Consider the following 14,657-nt stretch of genomic DNA (forward strand, 5'->3'; position numbering starts at 1 on the left):
TAGTTATAAACTACTGTATTTCTTTCTTAGCCGTTGACGCACAATTTCTGCCACCGTGTTAAAAAAGAAGGTAAAGATAAATAATACAAATGCCGCTAAGAATAAAATTCTATAGTGGGTACTATCCACTTCAGATTCTGGCAGTTCAACAGCAATGTTTGCAGATAATGTACGCATGCCCTGGAAGATACTAAAGTCCATCACAGGCGTATTCCCTGTGGCCATTAACACAATCATCGTTTCTCCAACAGCACGGCCAAAGCCGATCATTACCGCAGAAAAGATGCCAGGACTTGCGGATAGCAACACAACACGAACTAATGTTTGCCATGGTGTTGCTCCCAAGGCTAAAGAACCTGATGTTAAGTGTTTAGGCACACTGAAAATTGCATCTTCTGCAATAGAGAAGATGGTAGGGATAACTGCAAAACCCATCGCAATACCAATAATTAATGCGTTGCGCTGATCAAAGCCAATGCCGAGTTCTTCACTCAACCATATACGTATATTTCCATCAAACATTACGCGCTCTAAATAAGGTGAAATTGCAACACATAACAAAGCGATTAGGATTAGCGGAATAATAAGCGCGGCTGCTTGCCAACCTTCAGGAATATATCGTTTGGTTGAACCGGGCAATTTCCACCACACCAATGACAATATAATTATTCCAATGGGCATTAATACAAAAATACTGAATACACCAGGCAAGTGTAGTTCTACAAAGGGTGCCAACCATAAGCCGGCAAGAAAACCTAAAATAACAGTCGGCAATGCTTCCATAATTTCAATGGAAGGTTTCACAATGGCGCGCATGCGTGGCGCCATAAAATATGCTGTAAATATTGCCCCACAAATTGCTAATGGCATGGCAAACAACATCGCATAGAACGCTGCTTTTAAAGTACCAAAGGTTAATGGCACTAAACTATATTTTGGCTCGAAATCACTACTCGCTGATGATGACTGCCATATGTAATCTGGCTTTACATAATCTTCATACCAAACCTTCCCCCATAATGCTGAAAAAGATGACTCAGGGTGGTGATTATCAATATTCCATACTTTTATGTTTTTGTTTCGATCTTCTGCAAGAAATATATCTGCACGTGGCGCAACCGCTAAAGTTCGAATAGCGCTATCACTTGCGGAGAGTGATAGTAAATCTCGCTCACTAGTGGTGTAGAGTAATTTTATTTTTCCTGCCTGGGTTGCCGCAATGACACCTTTACGTAGTTGTTCAGTCGCCAAAGAAACCACTGGAGAATTACCTATTTTTGATTCACGAATTTTACCTAAGCGGAATTCCAACTCACCGTCACTACGCACTTGAAACCATTGAGACAACACTCCTCTGCTATCCCCTACTAATAGCGATATTCCACCGGTTAGGAATTTTAGAATGGTCGGACGTACGTCGCCTTCAGTTACCTGAACCTTTTCTCTTAGATTAAAATTATTCTCACGAATGTCGTATGCTGACAAGTTGCCGTCTTTGGTAAGTATGTAGGCCCACTCTTGCTCAGGATCAACTAGCAAACCAAGTATAGGATCTACAGTAAGGATCTCATCTTTTTCGCTTAACTCTAGCCTGGTAGCTTCGTCAATAAATGAAGACTCTTTTATAAATGTCTGGAAAATTACCTGTCCACTTGTAGTGCGCGCTAATATAGAGGTAGATTCTTCATTATCGCCAACACCAAAATCTAATATTGGACCATCAGCCACTGGAAACGCTTCTTCGCCATAAGGGTACAAAATATTCGGGTGGATAATTCGCTTAGTCTCAGTGAACTCTAGTTCATAATTATGCTGGAAAAATAGCACCTCACCAGACTGAAGACCCACCGCCAACACACCATTAGGTTCATTGACGACTCGAAAAGAAGTAATACTGTTGTCCGCCTCAATAGGCAGATGTTTTTCTAATACAGGCTGACCATTTTCTACATTGAAAAATAATATATTCCCAGACTGACTAACACGTAATCCTATTTCGGCTTGCTCTTCTATTGCTAAATATATCGTTTCATCACTCGCACCCGGCGTTGAATACTGACCACTTTCTTGTATAGAGGGTTGACCAAATAATGGATAAACCACGCTAAGTAGAAATAGAAATATGAGTGCAATCGCTGCTATGACACTGATTCCACCAATTTCTACTACTCTACGTGCCACTAAATCGATAGCTTTACGCAGCTTCCATCGACGCTGGCCTTCGTTTATTCGGTCTGAAGTATTACTGGCTTCCATTTCCTGAATTATTCTTATGTCTTAGGTCAGTCGCTATTATATAAGAAGATTGTGAACTTAAGATAAAAAGAAAGCCCTATAAATTCTTATAGGGCTTTCGGGTACTGCTCTGATATTTATATCTGATTATAAACTACATGCCTAGTGACTTGAGTGTCTTTTCTGCAACTTTTGCTGGCAATGGAATATAGCCATCTTTAACAACCACTTTTTGGCCTACTTTAGAAAGTACCATTTTGACGAACTCACCCTCTAAAGGAGAAAGTGCTTTATTTGGGTGCTTGTTAATATAGACGTATAAGAAGCGAGCCAATGGATAATCACCTGAGATAGCTGTTTCTGCACTTGCTTCGATGTATTTATCAGAACCACCTTTAGCTAAAGGAAGTGCACGAACACCGGTGGTGATATAGCCAATCCCAGAATAGCCAATGCCGTTTAATGACTGAGTAATTGACTGCACGACAGATGCAGATCCAGGCTGTTCATTCACGGTCGATTTAAAGTCACCTTTACATTGTGCTTTCTTTTTGAAATATCCGTAGGTCCCAGATACTGAGTTACGGCCAAATAATTGAATGTCTTTTCTTGCCCATTCTCCGCTCAAGCCTAGATCGCCCCATGTATTCACAGTATCTTTAGCGCCACACTTTCGGGTGCTGGAGAAAATCGCATCAACCTGCTTAATGGAAAGACCCTGAATTGGATTATCCTTATGGGCAAATACAGCAAGTGCGTCAATTGCGACAGGTACTGGGGTTGGCTTATAGCCATATTTTTCTTCAAATGCCGCAATTTCCTTGTCTTTCATTTTACGACTCATTGGGCCCAAATTTGAGGTGCCCTCAGTCAGTCCTGGTGGTGCTGTCGATGAACCCGCAGCTTGGATTTGGATATTCACATTAGGATAAAAACGCTTGTAGTCTTCTGCCCAAAGTGTCATCAAGTTTGCCAATGTGTCTGATCCCACACTAGATAGATTACCTGATACACCACTTGCTACAGCGTAGTCTTTCAATCCTTCATCAACTTTTGGCTCAGCGATTGCGATATTAGCGGAAACTGCCACCAACGCTGTTAGCGCTGCGGTCATATGCTTAAAGTTCATTTATTCTCCTAAGAATTGCCGTAAATATCGGCGTGTTTTGATATGAGGCTGTACTTTATTACTCATTTGTTACATTTGTATTACAACATGCCAGATTTTGAGCTAACTTGCTGTTCTTCATAAACATTACGTTCTTCGGGGAAGTACAATTCCACGTTTGTTTCATGCTGTTTTTGTCTTCTCACACTTAATTTACCCCCATGTCTCTCCATCACGTGTTTAACGATAGACAGCCCTAATCCAGTGCCGCCCATATCACGTGAACGACCTTTATCGATGCGATAAAATCGCTCAGTCAATCTTGGAAGATGGGATTCATCAATTCCCTCACCTGCATTCGTAACCGCCAACAATGAACCGCCTTGAGTAACCTTATCCCAACAAATTTCAATCATTGAATTTGCTGGTGAATATTTGACGGCATTATCAATGATATTTTGTATAGCACTTTGTAACTCACGATAGTCGCCATTAATCTGAATATTAGTGTTTATGTCTAGATCGAAATGCTGATTTTTGTATATGTCTGATGATTTTAGTAATTCAATGCCTTCACGAATTAGCATGGCGATGTCTATACTTTCTGACTGATTTATTGGCAGAGGTGACCCTTCAAGTCTGGATAAAGACAATAGGTCTTCTATCAAGCCTTTTAATCGTTGCGCTTGCTCTAATGCACCACCCACTCCGCGACGAGTAAGGGGAGACATTTCTTCATGCAACAACAATGTCTCTAAATAGCCGATAATCACAGTTAATGGTGTGCGCATTTCATGCGATGCGTTGGAAACGAATTCTTTTCTCACATTTTGCAAATGCAATAAGTCACCGTGATCATTCACTATGAGTAGCTTGTTGCCGTCATCGTAACTTACTACTTTCAACATGAGATCGTTCTCAGAGCTATTTGCTGAAGAGAATTCTAATGGGTCATCAAAATTTTGATTGTTTAAGTAGCTGCTTATCTTAGGGTCTCGTACAATATTATCGACACGCTGACCAATGTCTCGGTTAATATCAATATTTAATAAAGTATTCGCGGCAGGGTTGGCCCATTCAATAGTTTGCATATGATCAACAATCAGCATGGCATCTGGCATTGCTTTAGTTGCAGCATCAAACTTCGCGAGAGAACTCTCTAAATTTTTTTCTTCTTCGTCATGGCGTTTTTTAATGTCGCAAATTTGCGTAATGATTTGATATGCTGAACCATATAGATTTGGTACTGCATCGATAGGCGCGCCAGACATCAACCAGCGTCGTAAATACATTATTTGACGCAGGTGCCAAATAATAAACGCAAATAAACCAATAGAAATTGATAAAGCCCAGTGTCCACTGAAAAAGCCAAATATTAAACTAACGATAAAAACTAATAACGCTAGCCTTAATTCAACCCAGAATGTGGCTATCCGCATTATTTCTCGACAACGAAGCGGTAACCGTAACCTCTTACAGTTTGAACCATTTTATGGCAGTGATATGGCTTCAATAATTTTCTCAATCGGAGGATATGTACATCCACAGTGCGTTCCTCAACAAACTTACTGCGGCCCCATACAAAATCCAGTAACTGTGCGCGACTGTAAACTTTATCTGGATGCGTCATAAAAAACTCTAATAAGCGGAACTCGGTAGGCCCCACCTCTATTTGCGTATCATCAATGATTACATGATGAGCATCAAGGTCAAGTACTAACTTGCCATAAGTAAGCTTATTATCCCCTTCTTCACCATCTATTCGTCGCAGCACTGCACGTATACGCGCTGATAACTCTCTAACCGAGAATGGTTTGGTAATGTAATCATCAGCTCCTGAATCTAGCCCTTCAATTTTATCTCTTTCTTCCGTTTTTGCAGTGAGCATGATTATAGGAATATGATTGGTGATTTCATCTCGCTTGATTCGTCTAACAAGTTCAAGCCCAGTGACATCTGGCAACATCCAGTCCATCAAAATTAAGCTTGGTACTTCCTGTGCAAGCTTTTCTGTTGCTTCTCTACCATCAACCGCTTCAAGAATTTCATATCCATCACTATCAAGCGCAAAATACACCATATCGCGTATTGGCTTTTCGTCTTCGACAATAAGTATTCGGTGTTTTTTCATGCGTTGTGGAGGAACCTTAGTTGTCTGTATATTTAATTGTAAATCCATAATCACTTCATTATGCCTTAATCTTATATAGCAATAGGATTATTCATTACTTAGATTAAAAGTTTGTTACAAAGATAAATAAAATACAAACATAAAAAAGGGCAGTAAATACTGCCCTCTGTTAAACATTATAGCCTATGCTAGATTAGAACTTGAATAACAAGTCTGTTTGCAAAACCTTCTCCTCATCATCATCTAACCCAGGCGCATCCTGCTCTGAATCATAGTAGTCAAGCCCGAGGATGATGTTTTTGGCAATTGCATATTTAAATGCAACCTCATTAGACTCAACACCAGTATTCCCCCCTAAACGATCTGAATCAGGCAAGAAGTCTGGAAACGCATCTGCCTCTAAATCAGCGCTAATGAACTTGAACTGCCATGTGCCTGCATTTTTAACTTTCTTATCTCCATACTTAAAGCCAAATGCACGTCCCTTATCTTCATCGCTGTCATCATTCTTAACGTAGTCAGCGAATATTGAAAAGTTCTTACCAGGAATGAAGACATCTTTTACACCTAATTCAGCAGACAAGCCAATTGCATCATAGTCGTACATATAATTTCCGCCAACTAGAGTATTGTTGCCACCACTACCGACAATTGAAGGCTCACCCTCAAGTCCATCAAATGCATAGTAGGTTCCTGCAACATTTCCAAAGAAGTTGCCCGACTTGAACTTATGACCAGCTTGCACATAGGTTAACGTTGGATCGTCGCTGTCAGTACTATACTCTTCAAGAATCCAGTGTCCTGCATTTCCGTAAGCAGTTCCCAGTGAGTTATCAGTTTGTAAATGCACCGATACTCCTTCAGGGTTTATATCACCGTCCCATAAAAGGTCTGTTGGCGCCCATAAATATGCTTTACGTTTGAACTTACCACCCACAACACTAACCCAATCAGCAGGTTTCCATTCTGCAAATGCGTAATCCAGGCGTGCGTCCTTAGTAGAAAAACCATCATCAAGCGTTTCATTAGTTGATCGTGCATCGTCACCACCACTAGCAAATCCTAAACCTACATTAACATCGTCAGTCACCTTTGCTTCAGCACCTAAACGTAAGCGATAGCGATAACGCTCTCGACTCTGTTTCTCACCAACCTCTGGATCCGCTTCTTCATACTGTCTACGTAAACGCAAATCACCTTTTAATTTAATCTTTTCAGCCCATTTGAGCTTGTCAGAAATTTTATTAACAGATGCTAGCTTCTCTTCGGCAGTTTCTTCTATTTTTGCATCTGTTCTTTCCGCATCAGCTTGTGCAGAATTTTTAAGCAAGCTGAATGCTTCTTCGCTGATAGTTCCGTTATCACGAAGTACCTTAAGCAATTCAAGCATTGCGTCATTTGAAGCATAAGCTGGGCTTGTCAATGCCACAGAAGATGCTATGAGTGCCGTAATATAAACAGCACGAATATATTTTAAATTCATATTTAACTCTCTAGTTATTAAAAAGTTTTACTGGTTAAGTCATTAGGCAAAGCGCCTTATTACATCGACTTATAGGTTTAGAAGGGGCGGATATTATTTCACTTAGATGACAGTTTCGTGACAATTCTGTCAGATTATCAGTTTATTTAAACCTCTGATTTAAATAACTGATTATTTCTTATGAGGGTTTTATGTAATTAGCGCTTCTGCAAGTTTATGGAATGCAATAAAACTATATTGTTATAACAAGCAAGCTTAATAGCGCCACTGCAGTACCAAGCAAGGCACCTGCGGCAACATCAGTAGGGTAATGCAAGCCGAGGATGACTCGAGAAATAGCCACTAAGCCAGCGAAACCCCACACTAATGAAGTAAGCTCCGGCAAGTAGTAACTAAATAAAATAGCAAATGAGAAAGCATGCATGGTGTGTCCGGAAGGAAAGCTGTAACGATCAAGAGCTGGGCCTGCTTGTTGTATGTTTTCAAAACTAATAAACGGACGTTCACGCACTAATTTTGTTTTTAGAAGTTTGTACAATGCCAGCACTAATAATGCAGTAATTAATATATGAGTAGCCTCAGAAAAGCCCTGTGAGCTGTGAAGATATGGCAAGAATGCGGCTAACGTGTACCAGAACACACCATTGCCTAGTCGACTTATTGCACGAAAAAATAGTCTTATATAAGCACGCTGACTACTATTGTTCAGCAACATGCATAGACGCATCTCTAAATGGTCTGCTCTTTGGAAAAAATCACTCATTCTTGTCTGAGACATAACAATGACTTCCGTTAACCTTTAAATTAGTTGAGCTATATCGTAATTTACTGTTGTGTTAACTCTGCAATATGTAGATGAATTTATTATTACATTATTAGTATTTTCATCGGGTTATTGGTCATTTTTAATAAATAGTTCACAAATATTTAATAAGCTTGTAACCAAATCATTATATTTTCATGGGTAATCACTAAGTAACCAGTAAAAAACGGACTTTAATTTGAGTACAGCGACATTACTTCGTGTTAGAAGTGTTTGGATTTCAGACGTTCACTTGGGATTTCGTGGATGTCAGGCAGAAAACTTACTCGATTTTCTACATAGTGTAGAAACCGAATATTTATATTTAGTCGGTGATATTGTCGATTTTTGGAGTCTTCAGAAATCTTCTTACTGGCCCCAACAACACACCAACGTTGTACGCTCCATTCTAGGCAAGGCTAAACACGGAACGAAAGTTATTTACGTTCCTGGAAATCATGATGAAGCCATGCGCGAATATGCAGGCTACTCATTTGGAAATGTAGAAATACACTTAGATTACGAACACATTACGGCGGATGGTAAAAAGCTATTAATTCTGCATGGTGATGAATTTGATACGATTGTTAAACACAGCCAAATGATTGCAAAACTTGGCAGTTGGGCCTATGACATTTTATTGCAGCTCAATCAATACGTAAATATTTTTCGCAAACTATTCAAACGTAATTACTGGTCATTAGCTAAGTATCTAAAGCTTAAAGTAAAAAATGCTGTTAACTACATTGGTAGTTTTGAGACTGCACTAGCTCACCTAGCTAATGAAAGGAAAGTTGATGGGGTGGTTTGTGGACACATACATCACGCCGAAGTTCGTCACATCAATTCAGTGCTATATTGCAATGATGGAGACTGGGTAGAAAGTTGTTCTAGTATGATAGAGCATAATGATGGCAGTTTAGAACTTATCTATTGGAGTGAGGAATATAAAAAGTCTTTACTTAGCAAAAGCAACTTGGAAGCTGATAGTCTAAACGTTGCTTAATAGTAAACTTACTATAGTGTAAATATTTGCACTAATCCTTAAAACTCATACAACATAGCTACTATGACGATATCAGCAGGCAGTCCTATCCGCCTAGTAATAGTCACCGATGCTTGGAAACCACAAGTGAATGGCGTAGTAACGACCCTGGGTAAAACTCGTGACACAGTTATAAAATTAGGCCATCAAGTTCATGTAATTAATCCAAGTGAATGCAAAACTATTCCTTGCCCTACCTATCCTGAAATTCGTTTAGCATTAGGTGCAACTAAGTATGTGAAAAAACAAATCTCGGAGTTCCAACCAACTCATATCCATATCTCGACAGAGGGCCCACTGGGACAAGCTGCTAGAAAATACTGCATTAAAAATAAACTGGCCTTTACTACCTCATACCATACTCAGTTCCCTGAATATATTAGGGAGAGATTCCCGATTCCATTAAGTATCTCTTATATGTTTTTCCGCCGTTTCCATAGCAAGGCAACACGTACAATGGTAGGTACACCACACCAACGAAAAATTTTACAAGACAGAGGATTCAAAAATATTTCTCTATGGACGCGTGGTGTAGATACCGAAATTTTTAAACCAAGAAATAAAGACTATTTAGATTATCCGCGCCCTATTTGGATTTACGTAGGTCGTGTTGCTGTAGAAAAAAACATTGAAGCCTTTTTGTCACTAGACTTGCCCGGCACTAAAGTAGTAATTGGCGATGGTCCCGCCACAGATGAGCTATGTGGAAAATATCCGGACGTTAAATTTGAAGGTTATAAATTTGGTGAAGAGCTGGCCTCGTATATTGCCAGTGGTGATGTTTTTGTATTTCCAAGCCTGACTGATACATTTGGTGTAGTAATGTTAGAAGCTATGGCATGTGGCCTTCCTGTCGCAGCCTATCCTGTTACTGGACCACGTGATGTTGTTCGTAAAGGCGTAACAGGCATCTTGGATGAAGACTTAAATAGGGCTGCGCTTCAAGCGCTGAAGCTAAATCCTCAGGACTGCATTTCTCAAGCCTTAGAGTACACCTGGGAACAGGCAACCCTACAGTTCATTAACAATCTCACTTTAGCCCACTTCAAAATAAACAAGCCGTCACTCTAATTGCATGAATTAACCATGCTTTATATTAATAAAATGACATGAATATTTTAATAATATCGGATGTTTACTTCCCCAGAATCAACGGGGTTTCAACTTCAATACAAACTTTCAAGACTGAATTTGAGAAAGCTGGACACAAAGTGACTTTGATTGCACCAGAGTATACTGGAAACGACCATCAAGACGATTCATTAATCAGGATAGCATCTCGCAGCATTCCCTATGACCCGGAAGATAGGATGATGAAGTCCGGAGAAATAAGACGTCTGATTCCAAAGCTAGATGCATATAACTTTGACATTGTACATATACAAACTCCTTTTGTTGCACATTACTCTGGGATAAGGATTGCCAAAGCATTAAGAATTCCATGCGTAATTACTTACCATACTTTATTTGAAGAGTATCTTTATCACTACATTCCAGTAGTCCCCAAATCGATTCTGAAATATTTTGCTCGCCGGTTTTCATCCAGCCAATGCAATCAAGCTCATGGTGTTATTGCTCCATCATCAATTATCGTTGAGCTATTAAAAGATTATGGTGTTAATAATAATATTAAGATTATTCCTACCGGAATTAAGAGCAAAAAGTTTGAATACGGTGATGGTAATAAATTTAAAACCTCATTTAATATTCCTAACAATAAACCAACACTTCTTAATGTCAGTCGTGTTGCATTTGAAAAAAATATCGGCTTGTTACTAGAGGTATTAAAAAAAGTAAAACAACACTTCCCTGAAATCATGCTAATAATCGCAGGCGAAGGGCCTGCAAAAAACGCATATATGCAGCAAGCTAAAAGTTTAGGGCTTGAAGATAATACAGTGTTTGTTGGCTACTTAGATAGAGATAGTGAGTTAATTGACTGTTACCATAGCGCTGATATTTTTGTCTTTAGTTCTACTACCGAAACACAGGGGCTTGTGCTATTGGAATCAATGGCAGCGGGAACACCTGTAATTTCTGTTGCCGCCATGGGCACTAAAGATATTCTTGTTGATTGCCCAGGCGCAATTATAACAACCGGCGAGATAGACGACTTTTGCGGCAAAATAGTCTCATTACTAGAGAATAAACAAGCTTATGAAAAAATAAATTTAGCAGCTGTGAATTACGCAAAGCAATGGGACTCGAGAACACTTGCTGATAAGATGTTAAGATTCTACCAAGAGGTCATTTCACTTAAAATCTAATGCCGGCTAATAAAGAAGAAAATATCAATGCGATTGATGTCAGTCGCCCCGAACTATTTATAAATCGAGAAATCAGTCAGCTCAAATTTAATGAGCGAGTATTAGAGCAGGCAAAAAATACCAACACACCGTTATTAGAACGCTTAAAATTCCTTTGTATATCGTGCTCTAACCTAGATGAGTTTTTTGAAATTAGAGTACTAGGCATTAAACAGCATATTGAATTTTCCACCGGATACACCTCTGCAGATCAAAAACCAGCTAGGCAGATATTAAAAGAAGTACATGAATCCGCCAGTATATTAATTGAAGAACAATATCGCGTTTTCAACGAGGTAATATTACCTGCGCTAGCCAATGAAGATGTTCATTTTATTGCACGCGAAAAATGGTCTCGATCTCAACGAGATTGGATTCAGCAATATTTTACAGAACAGGTTGAGCCAGTATTAAGCCCTATGGGCATCGACCCAGGACACCCATTTCCACGAATTTTAAACAAAAGTTTAAATTTTATTGTAGAAGTTGGCGGCTCAGATGCATTTGGCCGAAGCGGTCATCTTGCTGTTGTTCAAGCACCAAGGTCGTTGCCCCGATTGATTCAACTCCCCAGCGATGATAATGATGAATCAGTCAATTTCGTTTTCTTGTCCTCAGTGATTCACGAATTTGTTCATGACTTATTTGAGGGTTTACAGGTCCACGGTTGCTATCAATTTCGCGTTACACGAAATAGCGACTTATATGTTGATGACGAAATTGATGATTTACCGCTTGCTCTAGAAGGTGAACTCGCATCACGTCGTTATGGCGCAGCAGCTAGATTAGAAACCTATAAAAATACCCCTGATCATCTAATAGAGTATCTACTACAGAAATTCGACTTAGATGAAATTGATTTATATAAAGTTAATGGCCCTGTTAATTTAAATAGGCTATTAAACACCTATGACTTAATTGATCGCCCTGATTTGAAATATGATAGTTTCAAACCTTTACTGCCTGATCCAATTACGTCAGATTCAAATTTATTCAAAGTAATTTCACAACAAGATGTGTTGATGCATCACCCTTATCAATCTTTCACGCCTGTTCTTAATTTTATTCACCAGGCGGCTATAGACCCTAAAGTACTCGCCATCAAACAAACTCTTTATAGAACTGGTGCCAAGTCTCGCATAGTCGACGCATTGGTTATGGCTGCCACCTCAGGGAAGGAAGTAACAGTTGTCATTGAGTTAATGGCCAGATTTGATGAGGCTGCCAATATTGCTTTAGCTAACCGTTTGCAAAAAGCAGGTGCGCATGTTGTTTATGGGATTGTTGGAATAAAAACTCACGCCAAAATGATTTTAGTGATACGCCGTGAGAATAATAAACTAGTCCGGTATGCTCACCTTGGTACAGGTAATTACCACCAGTCTACTGCTAAGCTATATACCGATTACGGCATGTTCACATGCAACCCTGAAATAACAACTGATTTACATGAAATATTCTTACAACTCACTAGTTTCACAAAAATTCCCAGATTAAATAATGTATTACAAGCTCCATTTACTTTATATAAAACAATTATTGAATACATTGAAAAAGAAACTAAACGTGCATTACAAAACCGTAAAGCAAAAATTATTGCTCGTGTAAACTCTTTAATAGAACCACAACTGATACAAGCGCTTTATCGTGCTTCTATTGCCGGTGTAGAGATTAAACTAATTGTTCGCGGACCATGCTGCTTAAGACCTGGCGTTAAAGATATATCAGAAAATATTGAGGTCCGTTCAATAGTGGGAAGATTCCTCGAGCATTCTCGTGTATTTTATTTTTACAATGGCGGCCGTTCTAAACTATATTGTTCTAGTGCTGATTGGATGGATAGAAATTTTTTCCGTCGTGTAGAAACCGCCTGGCCCATAGAGGATCGTGCAATTAAAAAGCGTGTACTTTCTGAGTTAGAACTATTAATCAAAGACAATCAAAATGCCTGGATTCTTCAAGCGAACGGAGACTACATCATGAAAAATGTCGGCAACAAAGATAAAAAAATTACTGCTCAGTTAGAGTTGTTGAAAAAATATTCTAAAATGAAAGTTTAATATCAATTGCCTTTAAATACTCGCGTTCCTGTTGCAAATCAATTTGAGTTAAAGGCGATTGATCTATCCAGCCTTTATCAAACGCCAGTCTTATCTCAGATTTCTTAGCAGTAATTGCCTTAATAGGAAATTCATTATCTACTCGATCACGATTAAGTAATACTGCTAGCCTTAGCAAGACAATCAAGCTTTTCACTAAACTGCCTTCATCACTTTGCAAAAGATCAAACACATCCGCTCGAATCTTCCTGCGATGACAACCAACTAAACACGCTAATACTTGTTGTTCACTACTTGCAAATCCAGGCATGTCCGAATGTTGTAATAAATACGCACCATGGCGATGGTATCCTGAATGGGCAATATCCAAACCCACTTCGTGTAGTCGAGCTGCCCATCTCAACTGATTTTCATGCTCAGCACTGGTCAGTCCCCATGCCTTTTTGACTTTATTCAACAACATACATGCACTAAGTTCAGTTCTATTAGCTTGGTCAAAATCAACGTGGTATCGGTGTTCAAAACCTCGAACTGTATCAGCACGTACATCTTCGTGCTCCAAACGAAGCCGGCCTAGTAAATCAAACAATATTCCTTCACGTAATGCACCGTCAGAAAAATTCATTTGATTAAGATCAAGACTATCGAATATTGCTAGCAAGATTGCCAGACCACCAGGAAATACTGGTAAACGTTCTTTTTTTACATTAGATAGATCTAATTCCTTAGCAAGTAATAAATCTCGCACTTTAAATAATGATTCCAACGATATTTCATTACCTGTTTCAAGCTGACTGCTAGCAATTTCACTAATCGCTTTTATAGTCCCTGATGTTCCAACCTCTAAATCCCAGCCAATCCTCTTATACGAACTGACTATTGGGCGCAGCTGTAATTTAGCTGACATAAATGCTTGGTCAAAATTTTTGCGTGTCACTTTAGCGTTTGGGAAGTATTGCTCACTCATGGACACACATCCCATAAATAAACTTTCCATTCTTAAAGGGTGTATTCCTTCACCTACTATAATTTCTGTACTGCCGCCTCCTATGTCCACGACAATACGTCGATCATTCGGCCGAGAGATCGCATACGTTGTTCCTTGATAGATAAGCCGCGCTTCTTCTATCCCGGATATAACTTCAATGGGATGCCCCAGTGCAGTTTGAGCAGCTTTTAAAAACTTACGGGAATTTTTTGCCTGGCGAAGTGCATTTGTACCGATAGCTCTGACGGAATCCGCATGCATATCTCGCAGTCTTTGGCCAAATCTTTCTAAACATGCAACGGCCCGCTGCATGGCTTCTTTATCTAACTCACGTGAGGAATTTAAACCCGCACTCAGGCGCACCATTTCGCGTAGACGATCTACAATCTTGAATCGACCATGATGGTTTGTTGCTACCACCATATGAAAACTGTTTGAGCCTAAATCTAGCGCTGCAATTATTTCTGGTTCGCTTTCATCGCTGAGTGTAATCACACAC

Annotated in this window: 11 protein-coding genes; 4 read left to right on the top strand and 7 right to left on the bottom strand. The window is 39.4% G+C overall.

Annotation, left to right across the window (positions count from 1 at the left end; all coding sequences use genetic code 11):
- Positions 1–3: 3 nt before the first annotated feature.
- From R8G33_09350 to R8G33_09375, 6 genes are all read right to left on the bottom strand, one after another.
- Entirely contained in the window at positions 4–2,256 is a 2,253-nt protein-coding gene (locus R8G33_09350) for an ABC transporter permease subunit (protein MDW3095863.1), read from the bottom strand.
- A gap of 133 nt (positions 2,257–2,389) precedes the next feature.
- Positions 2,390–3,364 carry a phosphate ABC transporter substrate-binding protein PstS family protein gene (locus tag R8G33_09355; GenBank protein MDW3095864.1) on the bottom strand — a complete coding sequence of 325 codons (975 nt, stop codon included), beginning with the start codon at positions 3,362–3,364 and terminating at the stop codon, positions 2,390–2,392.
- An 80-nt stretch (positions 3,365–3,444) separates the two neighbouring features.
- A complete protein-coding gene (gene phoR / locus R8G33_09360) occupies positions 3,445–4,782 on the bottom strand; it encodes a phosphate regulon sensor histidine kinase PhoR (protein ID MDW3095865.1) in 1,338 nt (445 codons plus the stop codon).
- Positions 4,782–5,474 carry a phosphate regulon transcriptional regulator PhoB gene (phoB, locus tag R8G33_09365; GenBank protein ID MDW3095866.1) on the bottom strand — a complete coding sequence of 231 codons (693 nt, stop codon included), beginning with the start codon at positions 5,472–5,474 and terminating at the stop codon, positions 4,782–4,784. The genes phoR and phoB overlap by 1 nt, the downstream gene beginning before the upstream one ends.
- Before the next feature lie 193 nt (positions 5,475–5,667).
- Positions 5,668–6,957, bottom strand: a complete 1,290-nt coding sequence (locus R8G33_09370; protein MDW3095867.1) for a putative porin — start codon at positions 6,955–6,957, stop codon at positions 5,668–5,670.
- A gap of 232 nt (positions 6,958–7,189) precedes the next feature.
- Positions 7,190–7,735 carry a phosphatase PAP2 family protein gene (locus R8G33_09375; GenBank protein MDW3095868.1) on the bottom strand — a complete coding sequence of 182 codons (546 nt, stop codon included), beginning with the start codon at positions 7,733–7,735 and terminating at the stop codon, positions 7,190–7,192.
- Between the two features lie 223 nt (positions 7,736–7,958).
- Here R8G33_09375 and R8G33_09380 point away from each other — a divergent pair, with 223 nt between their 5' ends.
- The 4 genes from R8G33_09380 to ppk1 all read left to right on the top strand — a co-directional run bounded on the left by R8G33_09380 (position 7,959) and on the right by ppk1 (position 13,170).
- Positions 7,959–8,765: a UDP-2,3-diacylglucosamine diphosphatase gene (locus R8G33_09380; protein ID MDW3095869.1), complete on the top strand. Its 807-nt coding sequence runs from the start codon at positions 7,959–7,961 to the stop codon at positions 8,763–8,765.
- 63 nt (positions 8,766–8,828) lie between these two features.
- On the top strand, positions 8,829–9,875 hold the full coding sequence (locus R8G33_09385) for a glycosyltransferase family 1 protein (protein ID MDW3095870.1): 1,047 nt from the start codon (positions 8,829–8,831) through the stop codon (positions 9,873–9,875).
- Between the two features lie 38 nt (positions 9,876–9,913).
- Positions 9,914–11,071 carry a glycosyltransferase gene (locus R8G33_09390; protein ID MDW3095871.1) on the top strand — a complete coding sequence of 386 codons (1,158 nt, stop codon included), beginning with the start codon at positions 9,914–9,916 and terminating at the stop codon, positions 11,069–11,071.
- Positions 11,071–13,170 carry a polyphosphate kinase 1 gene (gene ppk1, locus R8G33_09395; protein ID MDW3095872.1) on the top strand — a complete coding sequence of 700 codons (2,100 nt, stop codon included), beginning with the start codon at positions 11,071–11,073 and terminating at the stop codon, positions 13,168–13,170. The genes R8G33_09390 and ppk1 overlap by 1 nt, the downstream gene beginning before the upstream one ends.
- Here ppk1 and R8G33_09400 read toward each other — a convergent pair.
- Positions 13,154–14,653, bottom strand: a complete 1,500-nt coding sequence (locus R8G33_09400; GenBank protein ID MDW3095873.1) for a Ppx/GppA phosphatase family protein — start codon at positions 14,651–14,653, stop codon at positions 13,154–13,156. The genes ppk1 and R8G33_09400 overlap by 17 nt on opposite strands.
- Positions 14,654–14,657: the final 4 nt, after the last annotated feature.

It is taken from the genome of Gammaproteobacteria bacterium (assembly GCA_033344735.1).
Taxonomy (GTDB): domain Bacteria; phylum Pseudomonadota; class Gammaproteobacteria; order UBA4575; family UBA4575; genus UBA1858.

Coding starts and splice junctions, on each gene's coding strand:
- R8G33_09390 (MDW3095871.1), top strand. CDS start 9,914: ATGAATATTTTAATAATATCGGATGTTTACTTCCCCAGAATCAACGGG.
- R8G33_09350 (MDW3095863.1), bottom strand. CDS start 2,256: ATGGAAGCCAGTAATACTTCAGACCGAATAAACGAAGGCCAGCGTCGA.
- phoR (MDW3095865.1), bottom strand. CDS start 4,782: ATGCGGATAGCCACATTCTGGGTTGAATTAAGGCTAGCGTTATTAGTT.
- R8G33_09385 (MDW3095870.1), top strand. CDS start 8,829: ATGACGATATCAGCAGGCAGTCCTATCCGCCTAGTAATAGTCACCGAT.
- R8G33_09355 (MDW3095864.1), bottom strand. CDS start 3,364: ATGAACTTTAAGCATATGACCGCAGCGCTAACAGCGTTGGTGGCAGTT.
- R8G33_09370 (MDW3095867.1), bottom strand. CDS start 6,957: ATGAATTTAAAATATATTCGTGCTGTTTATATTACGGCACTCATAGCA.
- ppk1 (MDW3095872.1), top strand. CDS start 11,071: ATGCCGGCTAATAAAGAAGAAAATATCAATGCGATTGATGTCAGTCGC.
- phoB (MDW3095866.1), bottom strand. CDS start 5,474: ATGAAAAAACACCGAATACTTATTGTCGAAGACGAAAAGCCAATACGC.
- R8G33_09375 (MDW3095868.1), bottom strand. CDS start 7,735: ATGTCTCAGACAAGAATGAGTGATTTTTTCCAAAGAGCAGACCATTTA.